The organism is Stenotrophomonas sp. JAI102, assembly GCF_013409105.1.
GTDB lineage: Bacteria > Pseudomonadota > Gammaproteobacteria > Xanthomonadales > Xanthomonadaceae > Stenotrophomonas > Stenotrophomonas maltophilia_AA.
In genome coordinates this window covers 535154-549982 of sequence record NZ_JACCCI010000002.1, presented here as the reverse complement: position 1 = coordinate 549982, position 14829 = coordinate 535154, and the positions used below count along the sequence as shown (strand labels likewise).

Genomic DNA, 14829 nt, shown 5'->3' with positions numbered 1-14829 from the left:
ATGAAGCGCGCGGAACGAGAGCGCAGCGGGAACAGCATGCGACAACGCCCCGGCGAGGTGACGCCCGGTGAGCGGGGCTCACCGGAGGCATCACGCCGCAGAGGCGTGTCTACGATACACGGCCGGTACGGCTCACTCCGGCGCAAAGAACTCGTTGCCGTGCATGTCCACCAGCTCCAGCGCACGACCACCACCGCGGGCCACGCAGGTCAGCGGGTCATCGGCCACCTGCACGTGCAGGCCGGTTTCCTCGGAGATCAGGCGATCCATGTCGCGCAGCAGGGCGCCACCACCGGTCAGCACGATGCCGCGCTCGGCGACGTCGGCACACAGTTCCGGCGGGGTCTGCTCCAGCGCCAGCTTGACCGCGCTGACGATGCCCGACAGCGGCTCGTGCAGGGCTTCAAGCACCTCGTTGGAGTTGATCTTGATCATCTTCGGCACGCCCTCGGCGAGGTTTCGACCGGAGATTTCCATCTCGATCACTTCCGCCTGCGGGTAGGCGCAGCCGAGCTCGACCTTGATCCGCTCGGCGGTGGCTTCACCGATCAGCATGCCGTGGTTGCGGCGCACGTAGTTGGTGATCGATTCGTCGAAGCGGTCGCCACCGATGCGCACGGAGGCCGAGTAGACGATGCCGTTCAGCGAGATCACCGCCACTTCGGTGGTGCCGCCGCCGATGTCGATGACCATCGAGCCGCGCGCTTCAGTCACCGGCATGCCGGCGCCGATCGCAGCGGCCATGGGCTCTTCGATCAGGAACACGTCGCGCGCACCGGCCTCCTCGGCCGATTCCTTGATCGCGCGGCGCTCGACCTGGGTCGAGCCGGCCGGCACGCAGACCAGCACGCGCGGGCTCGGGCGCAGGAAGCGCGACTTGTGGACCTTCTTGATGAAGTGCTTGAGCATCGCCTCGGTGTAGGTGAAGTCGGCAATGACGCCATCCTTCATCGGGCGGATGGTGGTGATATGCCCCGGGGTACGGCCGAGCATCTGCTTGGCCTCGGCGCCCACGGCAGCCACGGAACGGGTACCACCGATGGCACGGTCCTGGCGCACGGCCACGACCGACGGCTCGTTCAGCACGATCCCCTGCCCACGCACGTAGATGAGGGTGTTGGCCGTGCCCAGGTCGATGGACAGGTCATTGGAGAACATGCCACGCAGTTTCTTGAACATCTGGGAGTTGATCCTGAGGGGTGTCGCGCCCAACGCGGGATGGCGAAAAAATGGGCAGAATTCGAGGTCGACAAGCCTAGCAATCCCCCTGTGCGCGAGCAAGGACAAATCTGGCCGAAAGCCAGCCTTCACGGCCATTCAGGCCAATCCGGACAGCCCGGGTTCTGGCCCAAAGCCGCCTCACCCGTTAACCTTTGCGCCGCAGGGCGCCGCGAGGCGCCGTTTCGTTGCCCGCCCGACGGGCCTCAAACTCCCTTCCGCATAGGCCTTACTCGATGTCCGCTTTGATCTGTGGTTCTCTTGCCTTCGACACCATCATGGTGTTTCCGGACCAGTTCAAGAATCACATCCTGCCGGACAAGGTGCACATCCTGAATGTGTCGTTCCTGGTGCCGCGCATGCGTCGTGAATTCGGCGGTTGCGCCGGCAACATCGCCTACAACCTGTACCTGCTGGGCGGCGAGCCGATCCCGATGGGCACCGTGGGCTCGGACTTCGGCCCGTACCGCGAGTACTTCCAGGGCCTGGGCATCGACCTGAGCCGGGTCAAGGTGATCGACGAGCTGTTCACCCCGCAGGCGTTCATCACCACCGACCACGACAACAACCAGATCACCGCCTTCCACCCGGGCGCGATGATGCGGTCCTACGAGAACCACGTGAAGGACGTGCCGGGCGTGACCCTGGGCCTGGTCGGCCCGGACGGGCGCGAGGGCATGATCCAGAACTCGCAGGAATTCTTCGAGGGCGGCGTGCCGTTCATCTTCGACCCGGGCCAGGCCATGCCGCTGTTCAACGGCCCGGAACTGCGCACCTTCATCGAACAGGCCGACTACGTGGTGGTCAACGACTACGAGTCCAACCTGCTGCAGGAGCGCACCGGCTGGGATGAAAAGGCGATCGTGAGCCGGGTCAAGGCCTACATCACGACCCGTGGCCCGAAAGGCGCGGTCATCCACACCCCGGAAAAGACCTATGACATCCCGCCGGCGCACGAGCGCCGCGTGGTCGACCCGACCGGTTGTGGCGACGCCTTCCGCGCCGGCCTGATCTACGGCATCGAGAAGGGCTACGACTGGCTGACCATCGGCCGCATGGGCAACCTGATGGGCGCGCTGAAGGTCGAGCACCCGGGCACCCAGAACCAGCGCTTCACGTTTGATGAGTTCAATGAGCAGTTCAAGCAGCAGTTTGGTTACGCGTTGAACGCGTAACCAAACTGCCCGCGCATTCCACCTTATCCCCCCGCCTTCGGCGCGCCCCCTTGAGCCGACTGCGCCTGTGGCGCAACCGGCCCGCGCATCCCACCTTATCCCCCCGCCGTTGGCGCGCCCCCTTGAACATCAAGGGGGCTCTCCACCAGGGGGGACTCGAGGGGGTGATGGGGGTAGAGCCAGGCCATGCCTGGCTACTGTTCGGGTCCACCGTCAGCAGAGCATGCGGCAGGCCTTGTTCGGTGCGATCAGGCCGAAACCCGCTTTCCTTCCCACGCCGCCAGCACCTCGCCGCAGTCGGCCAGATGCCAGCACGCCAGGCCCGGCCACGGGTTGTCCGGCGTGTTGACCAGCAGGGTGCGGGTACCGGCGGCACGACCGCATTCGAGGTCGAAACGGTGATCACCGACCATCACCATCCCGGCGGGAGCTGCCTGCCAGCGCTCAACGAAGTACTGCAGCCCGGCCGGTGACGGCTTGGGCTGGGCTTCGTCGCGGCCGATGATGTCGTCGGTGGCGAACATGTCCCCTATACCGATCGCATGCAGCGTCAGTTCGGCCAGTTCGCGCGCGTTGCGGGTCAGGATGCCCAGCCGGCAGCCCGCACCGTGCAGCGCGCGTACCAGGGCCACGGCACCGGGAGCGGCCTGCGCGTGCTCCGCCAGCGCGCGTTCGTGTGCGAGCAGCCAGTCATGCTTCTCCGCCGCCACCTCGGCCGGCAGCGCGGCGAGGTGGGTCAGGATGTCGTCTTCCTGCGGGATCGCGAGCTCGTGTTTGATGCGCTGGAAATCATGCACCGCCACGGTCAGCGTACCGTCCATGTCGAACACCCAGTGACGGAGGGCCGGTAGGCCGCTCACTGCCACCACTGCGGCATCTGGCTGGCGTCCACGCCGCCGGTCTCGAATACGGCCGTGCGCGTGCCGCCGGCCTTGACCGGGAATTCGATGCTGATCACCTTGGCCTTGCGCGCCAGATTCCACAGCGCCTTCTGGTCGGTGATGAACATCGCGATCGCCTCATCGGTATCCGGGCGCCAGGCCGCCATCGCGACCGGCTTGCCGTCGTCGACGGTCACCTTGACCTGGCACTTCGGGCAGCGGAAATCGCCGGCCTGCAGCACAAGGTAGGCGTGGCGCTTCCACTCGGGATGGTCGCGGAAGACCAGCTGCACCGGCTTGGCACCGCTGCCGTCCACATCCACCCGCTCCTTGCTGTAGATCTGCGCGGAGGCCTGGATGCCCTTGGTCCCGACCGGAATCTTGTTGTACTGCCACAGCGCCTGCAGGCGGCGCGTCTCGCGCGCGGCTTCAGCCTTGGCCTTGACCTCGGCGTAGCCCGGTTCGATCCGGGCAGCCACGTCGGTGTCCTTGTACTGATCGAGCAGCGAGCCGCCGTGGATGCGCGCGCGTTCCCAATCCTGCGCCGCGACGGCCATGTCGTACTGCTTGGCCACGCCTTCGGCCTTCTCTTCCTGCTGCGCCTTGGCGGCGGCTGCGGCGGCCTGCTGCGCCTGGCGCTCGGCCTCGGGGTTGCTGCAGGCGGTCAGCGCGAAGGCGCAGGCCGCTACCAGGATCAGTCGCTTCATTGGGTGCTCCGTGTTGGACGATGGCGCGCCAAGCGCCTGCGCCTACTTTATCGCCAAGCGCGTCATGCCGGCACGACGCCGTTCGGCGCCACCATCACGGCGTGGCCGGCTGCCCTTCGCGCCACCACTGGGTGGACGGTGCCGGTGCGCGGATATCCAGGCGCTCGCCCATGTGCGGCGCGGTCAGCGCCACGCCCTGCTCCTGCGCCAGCGTGGTGATGCGTTCGAACGGCTCGGTCCACGGGTGCAGCGCGAGATCGAAGGTGCCGTTGTGGATCGGCATCATCACCCTGCCGCGCACGTCCAGGTGCGCCTGCAGGCTCTGTTCGGGCTGCATGTGCACGTCCGGCCACTGCGCGTCGTAGGCGCCGGTCTCGATCATGGTCAGGTCGAACGGGCCGTAGCGCTCGCCGATGCGGGCAAAGCCGTCGAAGTAGCCGGTGTCACCGCTGAAGAAGAGGCGGGTATGCCCGGTGTCGATCACCCACGAGGCCCACAGCGTGCGGTTGCCGTCGGCCAGGGTACGCCCGGAAAAATGCTGGGCCGGCGTCGCGACGATCTTCAGGCCCTCCACGCGGGTGTCCTGCCACCAGTCCAGCTGCACCACCTTCGCCGCCGGCACGCCCCACCCGATCAAACGGTCACCCACGCCGAGCGCGGTGACGAAGTGCTGCACCTTCGGCGCGAGCGCGAGGATGGCCGCGTGGTCGAGGTGATCGTAATGGTCGTGGGAGATGATCACGCCGGTGATGGGCGGCAGTTCGTCGATGCTCAACGGCGGGGCGTGGAACCGCTTGGGCCCCATGAAGGACATCGGCGAGGCGCGCTCGGCGAACACCGGGTCGGTCAGCCAGAAATGGCCGTCCAGCTTCATCAGCATCGTCGAGTGCCCCAACCGCCAGAGGCTGTCATCGGGCGCGTCGAGCAGGGCCTGGCGGGTCAGCGCCTGCACCGGGATCGGCGCCAGCGGGCTGGCATCGGCCGGCTTATCGAACAGGAACTTCCACATCACGCCCAGCGTGCCGACGAAGCCGAGCGCGCTCTTGCCGACCGGATTGTGGAAGCGCCCGTCGCCGAACTGCGGCGACTGGTCATAGGCGGCAGCCGGGCGGGCACCGCAGGTCAACAGGCCAATGGACATGGCGATCAACACCGTCAGAAGGAGGAGGAATCGAGGCAGGCGACGCGTCATCGGGGCTTGCCCTGGAAAGTACACCGGCGAGTGTACTTACCTTTTCCGAAAAGTAAACTGAACGGTGTAAAGTGGCGGCATGAGCCCCTCCGACCGCCCTACCCGCCTGACCGACCGCAAGCGCGCGGCCATCCTTGAGGCGGCGGTAGCCGAGTTCCGCACGTTCGGCTTCGCCGGCACCAGCATGGACCGCATCGCGGCCACGGCCGAGGTGTCCAAGCGCACCGTCTACAACCACTTCGCCAGCAAGGACGAACTGTTCACCGCGATCCTGTGGCAGCTGTTCGAGGCGAGCCAGGCGCTGGATGTCGTGCCGTACGATCCGGCACGGCCGCTGCGCGATCAGTTGCTGGTGTTCGCGGCGCGGAAGATGCGCCTGCTCGACGACCCCGGCTTCATCGATCTGTCCCGGGTGGCGATGGCCGAGCTGGTGCACACGCCCGAACGGGCGCGCGCGATGATGGACAAGCTGGCCGAGAAGGAAGAAGGCCTGACCGGCTGGATCCGCGCCGCCCAGGCCGATGGCCGGCTGCGCGCGGAGATGCCGCCCGCCGAGGCGGCCCACCAGTTGCAGGCGATGCTCAAGGCGTTTGCGTTCTGGCCGCAGATCACCTTCGGCCAGCCACCGCTGGCACCGGCGCAGCAGCAGCAGGTGATGCACGACTGCGTGGACATGTTCCTGGCCGTGCGCGCGGTCTGAGCGCTGGCGCCCAGGCATGAAAAAACGGCGGGTTTCCCCGCCGTTTTTCGTTCAACCGATACGTCTGGCGGTTACGGCTTGGCCGTGCCCGCCTCGGCCTTGTCCAGCATGTCCTGGACCGAGCCGGTGGTGATCGGGTGATACCCCGGCTTCGCCTTGGCGAAGGCCGCCTTGGCGAAGGCCAGACCTTCCGGCGTCTTCACCAGTTCGGCGTAGATCGGCAGGATCAGCTTGCGGCGGCCAACGCGCTCGATGAACGCACCGGCGGCCTCGTTCGCGTCGCTGTAGCCACTGCGGATCGTCAGCGGGTACCAGCGCATCGCGATCTCGCCGTTGGCCGTACCGGTGAAGTGGTACGCCTTGTCCAGCGCAGCCAGCTTCTCGACCGGCAGGGTCTTGCCCAGGCCGTCGATGAAGTGCACCCATTCCTGGGTGCCCCACTCGCCGGTGATCTGCGCATTCGGCAGCGTGTTGCTGCCCTGCCACGCGATGCGTGCGGTATCCACGATGGAGAAGTTGCGCGAGCGGGCCTTGGTCGCGAACGACGGAATGCCCGGCTCGTCCAGCCATGCCTTCAGCTCGGCATCGGTGACGGCGCCGGGCTTCTTGGACAGCAGGTTCTTCTTCAGGTATTCGACGAACTGGTCGGTGTTGGCGCTCTGGAAGGCGTGGTCATCGAACCAGCTGCGCAGGAACGGATCGAAGGTCTCGCGGCCGAAACGCTGTTCCAGGAACTGCAGGAACCACGCGCCCTTGACGTAGGCGACCTGGCTCAATGCCTCGTCCGGGTCACGCTCGCTCAGCGGCGGCAGGGCGAGGGCCTGGTCGGCCGGGCTCATGTCCTTCACTTCGGCGAGCAGATCGTTCTGGTCGATCTCGCGCTCCATCTCGGCCATTTCCTGGCCGTACAGCGCCTCGGTGATGCGGCCCTGCACGTAGGTGGTGAAGCCTTCGTTGAGCCAGATGTCCTTCCAGCTGGCGTTGGTCACCAGGTTGCCCGACCAGCTGTGCGCCAGTTCGTGGGCGACCAGCGAGACCAGCGACTTGTCGCCGACGATCACGGTCGGGGTGGCGAAGGTCAGGCGCGGGTTTTCCATGCCACCGAACGGGAACGACGGCGGCAGCACCAGCATGTCGTAGCGGCCCCAACGGTACTCACCGTAGAGCTTCTCGGCGGCGCCGATCATCTTCTCGGTGTCTTCGAACTCCTTGGCGGCCTTGCCGACCATGGTCGGTTCGGCCCACACGCCGGAGCGGCCGGAGATCGGCTCGAACACCAGGTCGCCGGCGGCGATGGCCAGCAGGTAGGACGGGATCGGCTGCGGCATCTTGAAGGTGTAATCACCATCACGCGCGGCCTTGGGATCGTTGTCGGCGCTCATCAGCACCATCACGTCCGGGCGCGAGACCACATGCGCGCTGTAGGTGAAGCGCACGCTCGGGGTGTCCTGCAACGGCACCCAGGAACGGGCGTGGATCGCCTGCGACTGGCTGAACATGAAGGGCAGCTTCTTGCCCTCCGTCATCGACGGCTCCAGCCACTGCAGGCCCGAGGCGGTCGGTGCGGTGTGATACGTAATCACGACCTTGGCCGGCTGGTCCGGGGTCTCGATGCTCAGCTTGCTGCCGAACACCTTGTCGGCCGGCGCCAGCACGAAGGCCAGCGGCGCGGTCTTGCCGTCGGCGGCGATCGCCTCGACCTTCTCCACGCTCAGCTCGCGGGTGTCCAGCACCAGCTGCTTGGCGGCCTTGTCCTTCCACTCCAGGGTGTAGGTCGCGGTGCCACCGATCTGCTTGCTGTCGAAATCCAGCTTCAGATCCAGCGCGAGGTCCTTGACGACCACCTTGTCCGGCTCGGCGTACGAGCTTTCATCGTGGCTGCGGCTGTCCGCTTTCATGGCAGTGCCCGCCGGCGCGTTGGCAGTGGGATCGACGGTCGGAGCCGCCGGTTCTTTGGAGCAGCCGGACGCCAGGGCGACGGCCAGGGGAATCAACAGGAACGGAGATCGCATGAACGGGACCGATCGGGGTGAAACGACCAGTTTACCCCTGTCCCGGCACCGCGCGCAGGCCGTACGTGGCGGTCTGCGCATTCAGTTGGCTGCGCGACGCGTCAGAGCTTGTAGCCGGAGTGGATCGAGACGATCCCGCCGGTCAGGTTCTTGTAATGGCACCGCTCGAAACCGGCCTCGGCCATCATCGCCTTGAGCTGCTCCTGCGGCGGATGCTTGCGGATGCTCTCGGCGAGGTACTGGTAGCTGTCGCCATCGCGCGCGAACAGCTGGCCCAGCTTCGGCAGGATCTTGAACGAGTGGAAATCGTAGATCGGCTTGAACCAGTCCGCGGTGACTTCGGAGAATTCCAGCACGCGTGCCTGGCCGCCCACCTTGAGGACGCGGTGCATCTCGCGCAGGCCGGCTTCCTTGTCGGTGACGTTGCGCAGGCCGAAGGCGATCGTGACCAGATCGAAGCTCGCGTCCGGGAACGGCAGTGCTTCGGCGTTGCACTGGACGTAGTTCAGGCCCGCGACCAGGCCGCGGTTGGTCAGCCGGTCGCGGCCCACCGAGAGCATGCCGGCGTTGATGTCGCCCAGCACCACTTCACCCTCGTCCCCGACCCGCTCCTTGATCAGCGCGGCGATGTCACCGGTGCCGCCGGCCAGGTCGAGCACGCGGTCACCCGGCTTCACCTGCGCGGTGGCTACGTAGTAGCGCTTCCACGCCCGGTGGATGCCCAGGCTCATCAGATCGTTCATCAGGTCGTAGCTGCGCGCGACCGAGGTGAACACTTCGCCCACCAGCTTCTGCTTGTCCTTCGCAGCGACATCGCGGAAGCCGAAATGGGTGGTGCCAGTCTTGTAGGGGGATTCGCTCATGGGACGATTATCGCACCGCCGGCGCCGTTGCGGCAGGCCGCCCACTATGATGAAGGCCTTCACGTCCCTGGATTGCGCATGATCACCACCCCCGACTACGCCGCCCTGCTCGAGACCGCCATCGCCGAAGCCCGCCAGGGCCTGGCCGAAGGCGGCATCCCGATCGGCGCCGCGCTGTACCACAACGATGGCCGCCTGCTCGGCTGCGGCCACAACCGCCGCGTGCAGGAAGGCGACCCGTCCGTGCACGGCGAGACCGATGCGTTCCGCAAGGCGGGCCGCCAACGCCGGTACCAGGACACGATCATGGTCACCACCCTGGCCCCGTGCTGGTACTGCAGCGGGCTGGTGCGCCAGTTCAACATCGGTACCGTGGTGGTCGGCGAATCGGTCACCTTCCAGGGCGGCATCGACTGGCTGCGCGAGAACGGCGTCACCGTGATCGACATGCAGAGCCAGGCCTGCATCGACCTGCTCGGCGGCTTCATCAACGCCCATCCCGAGGTCTGGAACGAAGACATCGGCGAGTAAGTACGCCCCCTTCCGCGCGGATCCGCGCGGAAGAGCCCCGCGCGCTCCCTTGCGGCGCGCGCGGGCGCTGCAGCGTTCTGAATGCTTCAGTGAGACGGCCGGCGCGCAGGCCCCTGTGCCGTGGGTGTCTGCGCGTGGCGCCATCACGCGCCGTCGACCGCTGCCGGACACGGCGAACACGCGCTCCTAACAACGCGACTGCATGAACGTCTTAAGGTGGTTGCACAGGGGGCACCATCGTCGAGGAGACGTCATGCATGCCCAAACCCGCCGCACCTCCTCCGGCGAACCTGCGTTGATGGACGCGTGGGAAAGACTGCAGGTGCATTACGCACGCCACCACAACGCCGCACCTTTCTGGGATGCCTACCAGGCGATCCAGGATGAGTTGACGCGGCGCCATCCCCATCACCGCGTCGCGGTCTGCAACCGGCTGGCCACCCTGGCCGAACGCCTGGGCGTGGTCCACCACGCGCATCTGCTGGGCGAACACCGCAGCCAACGCCGCCACACAGGCTCCACATCGCCATGACATCGCTTGCACCGCGCTCTACGCCATCATCCAGATTCCCTTCTTCCCAGACTGAAGTGACCATGTCTTCCGCCCAGATCTCCATCCCTGCCGTCATCGATGTCGACGCCGAAGTCAGCCACTGGCGCCAGCGTCATGCCGACGGCAACCTCGGGACGGGCTCGTTCGGCCATTACGTGCCGTGGATCAAATTCGCCTGCGATTCGCTGATCACGCAGCCGCGTGCCAGCGATGAGCAGCGCGATGAAATGTTCCAGACCCATTACGCGCTGCAGATCATGCCGCGCCTGTCCGAAGAACAGGCACGCCAGTTCGTCGACGAGTGCTGGGAACACGTCTACCATGCCGGCCGCCAGGACCAGGCATCGCGCCCGCGGCTGCACGCCCGCGTCTGACCGCCACGATCCAGATCAAGCGCGATGCGCTGATCCGCGGCAGCAGCCGCCAGGGTGCGACCGCGTGGCCGCACCCGTGATACCTCAGCCGCGCTCGTGCCAACCGCCGCCGAGCACCTTGTACAACGCCACCTGATTGGACTGCTGCGCCAGCTGCGTGCTGACCAGCGACTGGCGTGCGGCGTACGCGGTACGCCGCGCATCCAGCAAGGTCAGGAAGCTGTCGAGGCCGGCGTCATAGCGGGCCTGCGACAACTGCTGCGCCTGCTCGGCCGCGGCCACCAGCGCCTGCTGCGAAGACAGCTGCGCATCCAGGCTCTCGTTCAGTGCCAGCGCATCGGCGGCCTCGCGGAAGCCGGACTGGATCGCCTTTTCGTACTGCGCCAGCGCGATGTCGCGGTCGGCGGTCGCCATGCCCAGGTTCGCGCGCAGCTTGCCGCCCTGGAAGATCGGCAGGGTGAGCTTCGGAATGAAGCTCCACACCCGGGTGCCGCTGTCGAACAGACCCGACAGCTCCGACGAGGCCGAACCGATGTTGCCGGTCAGGCTGATCGACGGGAAGAACGCCGCGCGCGCCGCGCCGATGTTGGCGTTGGCCGACAGCAGCACGTGCTCGGCGGCCATCACGTCCGGTCGCCGCAGCAGCACGTCGCCCGGCACGCCGGCCGGCAGCGGACGCACGCTGGCCACGTCGGTCACCTCGGCCTGCGGCAGCAGGGACGCATCGATCGGTCCACCGGCGAGCAGGACCAGCGCATTGCGGTCCTGCGCGACCTGCCCGGCGAAGCGCGCCACATCCGTGCGCGCGGTTTCCACCAGCGTACGGGTCTGGCTCAGTTCCAGCGCCGAGGCGCCGCCGAGCTGACGACGGGCCTCGGTCAGGCGCAGCGAGTCCTCATAGGTCGCCAGCGTCGCCTGGGCGATCCGCAGCTGTTCGCTGTCGGCGCCCAGGGTCAGCCATGCGTTGGCCACCTCGGCGACCAGCGACAGCTGCGCACTGCGGCGGTTGGCCGCTTCGGCGAAGTACTGCTGCAGCGCGGCCTGGCTCAGATTGCGCACGCGCCCGAACAGGTCCAGTTCGAACTCGACTACGCCGAGGTTCGCACTGAACTGCTCGGTCACCGGGGCATCGCCGCCACTGCGGGTCATCTGCCCCTGCACGCCGATGGCCGGCACGCGATCGGCGCGCTGGATCCGGTACTGCGCCCGGGCGCGCTCGACATTGAGCACGGCCACGCGCAGGTCGCGGTTGTTGTCCAGCGACTGGGTGATCACCGCCTGCAGGCGCGGATCGACGAAGAAGTCGCGCCAGCCGATGTCGGCCACATCAGCCGTTGCGGTCTGTTCTCCCGCGGTGGCCGTGGCAGGCCACTGCGAGGGAATCGCCGGGGCGACTTCGGTGCTGCGCGGCTCCAGGGTCGAGCAGCCGGACAGCACCAGGCTCACGGCCAGCGCCAGGCTGGCCATCAAGGGCTTACGCATCGGAACCTCCTGCGTTCTTGCCATATTTCTTCCGATTGAACACGCGCTGCACCACCACGAAGAACAGCGGGATGAAGAACACACCCAGCACCGTGCCGACCAGCATGCCGCCGAGCACACCGGTACCGATGGCCTGCTGTGCGCCGGAACCGGCACCCGAGGCGATCGCCAGCGGCAGCACGCCCAGGCCGAAGGCCAGCGAGGTCATGATGATCGGGCGCAGACGGTCGCGCACGGCGTGCATCGTCGCCTCGATCAGGCCGGCGCCCTTCTCCAGGTTTTCCTTGGCGAACTCCACGATCAGGATCGCGTTCTTGCTGGTCAGGCCGACCGTGGTCAGCATCGCCACCTGGAAGTAGATGTCGCGCTCCATGCCGCGCATGGTGTTGGCCAGCACCGCGCCGAGGATGCCCAGCGGGGCCACCAGCAGCACCGAGGTCGGCACGCTCCAGCTTTCGTACAGTGCGGCCAGGCACAGGAACACGATCAGCAGCGACAGCGTGTACAGCAGCGGCGTCTGCGAACCGGCCTGGCGTTCCTGGTAGGACAGCGCGGTCCACTCGATGTCGAAACCGGCCGGCAGCTGCTTGGCGAGCTTCTCCACTTCGTTCATCGCATCGCCCGAGGCCACGCCCGGGGCCGGCTCGCCCTGGATCTCCATCGCGGATACGCCGTTGTAGCGCTCCAGGCGCGGCGAACCGTAGTCCCAGCGCTGGCTGGCGAAGGCCGAGAACGGCACCATCTCACCGGCGGTGTTCTTGACCGACCACAGCTTGAAGTCCTCCGGGTTCATGCGGAACGGCGCATCGGACTGCACATACACGCGCTTGACCCGACCACGGTCGATGAAGTCATCGATGTAGCTGCTGCCCCAGGCTGCCGCCAGCGTCGTGTTGACCGCCTCCAGCGACAGCCCCAGCGCGCTCGCCTTGCCGACGTCGATGTCGATGCGCAGCTGCGGGGTGTCTTCCTGGCCGTTCGGGCGCACGTTGGCCAGCAGCTTGCTCTGCCCGGCCATGCCGAGGAGCTGGTTGCGTGCGTCCAGCAGTGCCTGGTGACCGGCACCGCTGGTGTCCTTCAGGAAGAAGGTGTAGCCCGAGCCGATGCCCAGTTCCGGCATCGCCGGCGGCGGGAAGGCGAAGATGAAGGCGTCCTTGATCCCGCCCAGCGCGGCCATCGCACGGCCGGTCACCGGCATCGCGCCTTGATCGGCATCGCGGTCCTTCCAGTCCTTGAGCTTGACGAAGGCCATGCCCGCGTTCTGGCCCATGCCGGCGAAGCTGAAGCCCTGCACCGAGAAGATCGACTCGATCGCGTCGGCCTCGTTCTCCATGAAGTGCTTTTCGAGCTTGTCGATCGATTCCAGCGTGCGTTCCTGGGTGGCACCGACCGGGGTCTGCACCAGCGCCATCAGGATGCCCTGGTCTTCATTGGGCAGGAACGAGCTGGGCAGGCGCATGAACAGCAGGCCCATCACCAGCGCCAGGGCGGCGAACACGCCCATGAAGCGCCACGGACGGCCGAGAATGCCGCGCACGCCGCGCTGATACTTCGCGCTGGAGCTGTCGAAGCCGCGGTTGAACGCATTGAAGAAGCGGCCCGACCAGCCCTTGTGGGCCACGTGGTGTTCGCCCTTCTTGAGCGGCTTGAGCATGGTCGCGCACAGCGCCGGGGTCAGCACGATCGCGACCAGCACCGACAGCGCCATCGCGGAGACGATCGTGGCCGAGAACTGGCGGTAGATGACGCCGGTGGCACCGCTCATGAAGGCCATCGGCACGAACACCGCCGACAGCACCAGGCCGATGCCGACCAGCGCGCCGGTGATCTGGCTCATGGATTTGCGCGTGGCTTCCAGCGGCGACAGTCCTTCCTCGGACATGATCCGCTCGACGTTCTCCACCACCACGATCGCGTCATCGACCAGCAGGCCGATCGCCAGCACCATCGCGAACATGGTCAGCATGTTCACCGAGAAGCCCAGCGCGGCCAGGATGCCGAACGTGCCCAGCAGCACCACCGGCACCGCGATCGTCGGGATCAGGGTCGCGCGGAAGTTCTGCAGGAACAGGTACATCACCAGGAACACCAGCACGATGGCTTCGATCAGGGTCTTGATGACGCCCTTGATCGAGACCTGCACGAACGGCGTGGTGTCATACGGCACCACCGCCTTCAGGCCGGCCGGGAAGTTCGGCTGCATCTCATCCAGCGCGGCGCGCACGCCGGTGGCGGTCGCCAGTGCGTTGGCGCCGGTGGCCAGGGTGATCGCGATGCCCGAGGACGGCTTGCCGTTGTAACGGGTCACGAAGTCGTACGATTCCGCGCCGAGCTCCACGCGGGCGACGTCGGCCAGGCGCAGTTCGGCACCGTCCTGCGCGCTGCGCACGATGATGTTGCGGAACTGCTCCGGGGTCTGCAGGCGGTCCTGCGCATTGATGGTCGCGTTGAGCTGCTGACCTTTGATCGACGGCGCGCCGCCGAGCTGGCCGATGGCGACCTGCGCGTTCTGCGCGGTGATCGCGGCGATCACTTCGGCGGTGGACAGCTTGTAGGTGTGCAGCTTGTTGGGGTCCAGCCAGATGCGCATGGCGTACTTGCCACCGAACACCTGGATGTTGCCCACGCCCGGCACCCGGCTCAGCGGATCGACGATGTTGGAGCCGACGTAATCGGAGATGTCGTTGGCATCCATGCTGCCGTCTTCGGACACGAAGCCGAGCACCTGCAGGAAGCCGCTGCTCGACTTGGCCACGTTGATGCCCTGGCGCTGCACTTCCTGCGGCAGCAGCGGCATCGCCAGCTGCAGCTTGTTCTGCACCTGCACCTGGGCGATGTCCGGGTCGGTGCCGCTCTGGAAGGTCAGCGTGATCGTGGCCTGGCCATTGGAGGAGCTGTTGGAGGAGAAGTAGATCAGGCCATCCAGGCCCTTCATGTTCTGCTCGATGATCTGCGTCACCGAGTCCTCGACCACCTTGGCCGATGCACCCGGATAGCTGGCGCTGATCTCGACGGCCGGCGGTGCCACTTCCGGGTACATCGACACCGGCAGCTTGAGCACCGCCAGGCCACCGGCGAGCATGATGATGATCGCAATCACCCACGCGAAGATGGGGCGATCAATGAAAAAACGTGCCATGG

General features: G+C 66.6%; 13 protein-coding genes. 5 read left to right on the top strand and 8 right to left on the bottom strand.

Features of this window, described 5'->3' with window-relative positions; translation table 11 throughout:
• Positions 1-132: 132 nt before the first annotated feature.
• Entirely contained in the window at positions 133-1179 is a 1047-nt protein-coding gene (locus HDC96_RS11125; RefSeq protein ID WP_019186044.1) for a rod shape-determining protein, read from the bottom strand.
• A gap of 275 nt (positions 1180-1454) precedes the next feature.
• Between HDC96_RS11125 and HDC96_RS11120 the strand changes: the two genes are divergently transcribed.
• Entirely contained in the window at positions 1455-2393 is a 939-nt protein-coding gene (locus tag HDC96_RS11120; RefSeq protein ID WP_179460030.1) for a carbohydrate kinase family protein, read from the top strand.
• 248 nt (positions 2394-2641) lie between these two features.
• On the opposite strand, the gene HDC96_RS11115 is transcribed toward HDC96_RS11120, so the two are convergent.
• The 3 genes from HDC96_RS11115 to HDC96_RS11105 form a co-directional block, all read right to left on the bottom strand.
• Positions 2642-3214 carry an HAD family hydrolase gene (locus HDC96_RS11115; protein ID WP_179460396.1) on the bottom strand — a complete coding sequence of 191 codons (573 nt, stop codon included), beginning with the start codon at positions 3212-3214 and terminating at the stop codon, positions 2642-2644.
• Between the two features lie 35 nt (positions 3215-3249).
• Entirely contained in the window at positions 3250-3981 is a 732-nt protein-coding gene (locus HDC96_RS11110; RefSeq protein ID WP_179460029.1) for a hypothetical protein, read from the bottom strand.
• A 94-nt stretch (positions 3982-4075) separates the two neighbouring features.
• Positions 4076-5122 (bottom strand): MBL fold metallo-hydrolase, encoded by a 1047-nt coding sequence (locus HDC96_RS11105; protein ID WP_179460028.1) that lies wholly within the window; start codon positions 5120-5122, stop codon positions 4076-4078.
• Positions 5123-5252: 130 nt separating this feature from the next.
• Between HDC96_RS11105 and HDC96_RS11100 the strand changes: the two genes are divergently transcribed.
• Positions 5253-5873: a TetR/AcrR family transcriptional regulator gene (locus HDC96_RS11100; RefSeq protein WP_179460027.1), complete on the top strand. Its 621-nt coding sequence runs from the start codon at positions 5253-5255 to the stop codon at positions 5871-5873.
• Between the two features lie 71 nt (positions 5874-5944).
• Here the strand turns inward: HDC96_RS11100 and HDC96_RS11095 are convergent, their stop codons facing one another.
• Positions 5945-7885 carry a M1 family metallopeptidase gene (locus HDC96_RS11095; RefSeq protein ID WP_179460026.1) on the bottom strand — a complete coding sequence of 647 codons (1941 nt, stop codon included), beginning with the start codon at positions 7883-7885 and terminating at the stop codon, positions 5945-5947.
• Between the two features lie 101 nt (positions 7886-7986).
• Entirely contained in the window at positions 7987-8748 is a 762-nt protein-coding gene (ubiE, locus tag HDC96_RS11090) for a bifunctional demethylmenaquinone methyltransferase/2-methoxy-6-polyprenyl-1,4-benzoquinol methylase UbiE (RefSeq protein ID WP_019186052.1), read from the bottom strand.
• 78 nt (positions 8749-8826) lie between these two features.
• On the opposite strand from ubiE, the gene HDC96_RS11085 reads away from it, so the two are divergent.
• The 3 genes from HDC96_RS11085 to HDC96_RS11075 all read left to right on the top strand — a co-directional run bounded on the left by HDC96_RS11085 (position 8827) and on the right by HDC96_RS11075 (position 10206).
• A complete protein-coding gene (locus HDC96_RS11085; protein WP_176988159.1) occupies positions 8827-9279 on the top strand; it encodes a nucleoside deaminase in 453 nt (150 codons plus the stop codon).
• Positions 9280-9532: 253 nt separating this feature from the next.
• The gene (locus HDC96_RS11080) at positions 9533-9811 is read left to right on the top strand and encodes a hypothetical protein (protein ID WP_179460025.1); all 279 of its coding nucleotides are present in this window, start codon (positions 9533-9535) and stop codon (positions 9809-9811) included.
• A gap of 62 nt (positions 9812-9873) precedes the next feature.
• Positions 9874-10206: a hypothetical protein gene (locus tag HDC96_RS11075; RefSeq protein WP_179460024.1), complete on the top strand. Its 333-nt coding sequence runs from the start codon at positions 9874-9876 to the stop codon at positions 10204-10206.
• Positions 10207-10290: 84 nt separating this feature from the next.
• Here the strand turns inward: HDC96_RS11075 and HDC96_RS11070 are convergent, their stop codons facing one another.
• Positions 10291-11688, bottom strand: a complete 1398-nt coding sequence (locus tag HDC96_RS11070) for an efflux transporter outer membrane subunit (protein ID WP_179460023.1) — start codon at positions 11686-11688, stop codon at positions 10291-10293.
• Positions 11681-14827: a multidrug efflux RND transporter permease subunit SmeE gene (smeE, locus tag HDC96_RS11065; RefSeq protein ID WP_179460022.1), complete on the bottom strand. Its 3147-nt coding sequence runs from the start codon at positions 14825-14827 to the stop codon at positions 11681-11683. The genes HDC96_RS11070 and smeE overlap by 8 nt, the downstream gene beginning before the upstream one ends.
• Positions 14828-14829 lie beyond the last annotated feature (2 nt).

Excerpts from the sequence above, each read along its gene's own strand:
- HDC96_RS11125 (WP_019186044.1), bottom strand. The coding sequence starts at position 1,179 with ATGTTCAAGAAACTGCGTGGCATGTTCTCCAATGACCTGTCCATCGAC.
- HDC96_RS11120 (WP_179460030.1), top strand. The coding sequence starts at position 1,455 with ATGTCCGCTTTGATCTGTGGTTCTCTTGCCTTCGACACCATCATGGTG.
- HDC96_RS11115 (WP_179460396.1), bottom strand. The coding sequence starts at position 3,214 with ATGGACGGTACGCTGACCGTGGCGGTGCATGATTTCCAGCGCATCAAA.
- HDC96_RS11110 (WP_179460029.1), bottom strand. The coding sequence starts at position 3,981 with ATGAAGCGACTGATCCTGGTAGCGGCCTGCGCCTTCGCGCTGACCGCC.
- HDC96_RS11105 (WP_179460028.1), bottom strand. The coding sequence starts at position 5,122 with ATGTCCATTGGCCTGTTGACCTGCGGTGCCCGCCCGGCTGCCGCCTAT.
- HDC96_RS11100 (WP_179460027.1), top strand. The coding sequence starts at position 5,253 with ATGAGCCCCTCCGACCGCCCTACCCGCCTGACCGACCGCAAGCGCGCG.
- HDC96_RS11095 (WP_179460026.1), bottom strand. The coding sequence starts at position 7,885 with ATGCGATCTCCGTTCCTGTTGATTCCCCTGGCCGTCGCCCTGGCGTCC.
- ubiE (WP_019186052.1), bottom strand. The coding sequence starts at position 8,748 with ATGAGCGAATCCCCCTACAAGACTGGCACCACCCATTTCGGCTTCCGC.
- HDC96_RS11085 (WP_176988159.1), top strand. The coding sequence starts at position 8,827 with ATGATCACCACCCCCGACTACGCCGCCCTGCTCGAGACCGCCATCGCC.
- HDC96_RS11080 (WP_179460025.1), top strand. The coding sequence starts at position 9,533 with ATGCATGCCCAAACCCGCCGCACCTCCTCCGGCGAACCTGCGTTGATG.
- HDC96_RS11075 (WP_179460024.1), top strand. The coding sequence starts at position 9,874 with ATGTCTTCCGCCCAGATCTCCATCCCTGCCGTCATCGATGTCGACGCC.
- HDC96_RS11070 (WP_179460023.1), bottom strand. The coding sequence starts at position 11,688 with ATGCGTAAGCCCTTGATGGCCAGCCTGGCGCTGGCCGTGAGCCTGGTG.
- smeE (WP_179460022.1), bottom strand. The coding sequence starts at position 14,827 with ATGGCACGTTTTTTCATTGATCGCCCCATCTTCGCGTGGGTGATTGCG.